Consider the following 3,037-nt stretch of genomic DNA (forward strand, 5'->3'; position numbering starts at 1 on the left):
CGAAATGGCGAAAGCGTGGCAGGCGATATCCGCCGCCGCACAAAACGCTCAATCGGACTCTTTGGCTGACGAGTATCAAGAGCTGTTTATTGGTATCGGTCGTGGTGAAGTCGTGCCTTTTGCCTCATGGCATTTGACTGGTTCACTGATGGAAAAGCCGCTGGCCGATATTCGTGATGATTTGAGCCGCTTAGGGCTAGAGCGTGATGAGCAAGTGCGCGAGCCAGAAGATCATATCTCGGCGCTGTGCGAAACCATGGCTTATTTATGTGAGCAAGGTGATGACGAAAATGCGGATGCGCAGACGCAACAAGCGTTTTTCAACCGTCATATCGCATCGTGGTTTGTCAAACTGGTGAGCCAAATTCGTCAGGCTCCACATGCACAATTTTATTTAGCCGTCGCGCAGCTTCTGGACGCTTTTTTGAGTTTAGAACAAGTGGCGATGACACAAGCACCAAGCAGTCGCAAGAATCGTTATCGGATCGAGGTGAAGAACTTGACCGATAAAGCTGAGCAGTGAACAAACCGGAATGAAAAGCAGACGTCTTAAGACGCACAGCTAAGTTGCTAAAACTTAAGCAATAAGGAAGCAATCGATGAAAAAAGAGAACCAAGTAAACCAAAGCAGACGCGATCTGCTGAAAGGGTTAGGCACAGCGGCTGTCGCTGGCGCTGTGGTCGCGGGGGTCAGTACTCAAACGGTCGCCAGTGAAGCAAGCACCGAGAGCAAAGAGCCGCTGAAAAAAGGCTATCACGAAACTCAACACATTCGTGATTACTACAACACGCTATAGGAGCCAACCCGATGAGACTCATCAAACGTTCAGACAGCGTGACCAAAGAGCAAAATCAGCTCGGCATTAGCCGTCGTACATTTATGAAAAACACGTCACTGGCAGCGGGCGGAGCGGCGGTAGGTGCCTCTCTGTTTACGCCGGGCATGATCCGTAAAGCTCAGGCCAGCGAAGTTGATCGCAGCGCAAAAACGGAAGTGAAGCGTACCATCTGTTCACACTGTTCCGTCGGTTGCGGTATCTACGCTGAAGTACAAAACGGGGTATGGACTGGTCAAGAGCCGGCTTTTGATCACCCATTCAACGCAGGCGGCCACTGTGCGAAAGGCGCAGCATTGCGTGAACACGGCCACGGTGAACGTCGCCTGAAATACCCAATGAAGCTCGAAGGCGGCAAGTGGAAGAAGATCTCTTGGGAACAAGCCATCAATGAAATTGGTGACAAAGCGCTGAAGATCCGTGAAGAGTCAGGCCCAGATTCGGTTTACTTCCTCGGCAGTGCTAAGCACAGTAACGAGCAGGCCTATCTGTTCCGTAAAATGGCCTCCCTGTGGGGCACCAACAACGTTGACCACCAAGCACGTATTTGCCACTCCACCACGGTAGCGGGTGTAGCAAACACTTGGGGTTATGGTGCAATGACCAACTCATTCAATGACATGCACAACTGTAAGTCGATGCTGTTCATTGGTTCTAACCCCGCCGAAGCTCACCCAGTTGCGATGCAGCACATTTTGATCGCGAAAGAGAAAAACAGCTGCAAAATCGTGGTTGCCGATCCTCGCCGCACCCGTACCGCGGCAAAAGCCGATTATTTTGTCTCACTGCGCCCGGGTAGTGACGTTGCCTTTATTTGGGGCGTGCTGTGGCATGTGTTCAAAAATAATTGGGAAGACAAAGAGTACATCCGTCAACGTGTCTTCGGTATGGATGAAATCCGCGCTGAAGTGGCCAAATGGACACCAGCCGAAGTTGAGCGTGTCACTGGCGTAAGCGAAGAAGAAGTTTACACCACAGCGAAAATCCTAGCGGAAAACCGTCCGGGTTGTGTGGTTTGGTGTATGGGGGGGACTCAACACACCACAGGTAACAACAATACTCGTGCGTACTGCATCCTTGAGTTGGCGCTGGGCAACATCGGTAAATCAGGCGGCGGTGCCAACATTTTCCGTGGTCACGATAACGTGCAAGGTGCAACCGACCTAGGCGTGCTTTCTGATACATTGCCGGGTTACTACGGTTTGACCGAAGGTTCATGGAAACACTGGGCAAGCGTATGGGGCGTGGATTTCGAGTGGATCAAAAACCGCTTTGACCAAGGCACTTATAACGGCGCATTGCCAATGGAAACTCCGGGGATCCCTGTTTCTCGTTGGATAGATGGTGTACTTGAAAACAAAGACAACCTGCAGCAACGTGAAAACATTCGCGCCATGTTCTATTGGGGTCATGCGGTGAACTCGCAAACCCGCGGCGTGGAAATGAAAAAGGCGATGCAAAAGCTGGATATGATGGTGATTGTTGACCCATACCCAACGGTTGCGGCGGTAATGAACGATCGCACCGATGGAGTGTATCTACTTCCTGCGACCACTCAGTTTGAAACCTACGGCAGTGTGACGGCGTCTAACCGTTCTATTCAGTGGCGTGATCAAGTGATTGAGCCGCTGTTTGAATCCAAACCTGACCACGAAATCATGTATCTGCTCAGCCAAAAACTGGGGATCGTCGATCAACTGTGTAAAAACATTCGCGTTGAGAACAATCAGCCATTGATTGAAGACATTACGCGCGAATTTAACCGCGGTATGTGGACGATTGGTTACACCGGACAAAGCCCAGAGCGCTTGAAAACGCACCAACAAAACTGGCACACCTTCCACAAAACCACGCTTGCTGCCGAAGGTGGCCCTGCGAATGGCGATACTTACGGTATGCCTTGGCCATGTTGGGGAACGCCAGAGATGAAACACCCCGGAACACACATTCTTTACGATACCTCGAAAACCGTAGCCGAAGGTGGCGGTAACTTCCGTACCCGTTTTGGTGTGGAGTTTGAAGGTAAGAGTTTGCTGGCTGAAGACAGCTACTCGAAAGGATGTGAGCTGCAAGACGGCTATCCAGAATTTAGCGATAAGCTGCTGAAACAACTCGGATGGTGGGATGATTTAACCGCGGAAGAGAAAGTGGCTGCAGAAGGTAAAAACTGGAAAACGGATCTTTCTGGCGGTATTCAGCGT

At 50.8% G+C, this 3,037-nt stretch carries 3 protein-coding genes; all 3 read left to right on the top strand.

Features of this window, described 5'->3' with window-relative positions:
* The coding region (locus tag MKA69_RS13220; protein ID WP_305848250.1) for a molecular chaperone at nucleotides 1-523 on the top strand (523 nt) is incomplete at its 5' end.
* A 76-nt stretch (nucleotides 524-599) separates the two neighbouring features.
* The gene (locus MKA69_RS13225; protein WP_000711977.1) at nucleotides 600-797 is read left to right on the top strand and encodes a twin-arginine translocation signal domain-containing protein; all 198 of its coding nucleotides are present in this window, start codon (nucleotides 600-602) and stop codon (nucleotides 795-797) included.
* 11 nt (nucleotides 798-808) lie between these two features.
* A partial coding sequence (locus tag MKA69_RS13230) for a molybdopterin-dependent oxidoreductase (RefSeq protein WP_305848251.1) occupies nucleotides 809-3,037 on the top strand: 2,229 nt, incomplete at its 3' end.

Source organism: Vibrio sp. AH4 (assembly GCF_030710545.1).
Lineage (GTDB): Bacteria > Pseudomonadota > Gammaproteobacteria > Enterobacterales > Vibrionaceae > Vibrio > Vibrio metoecus.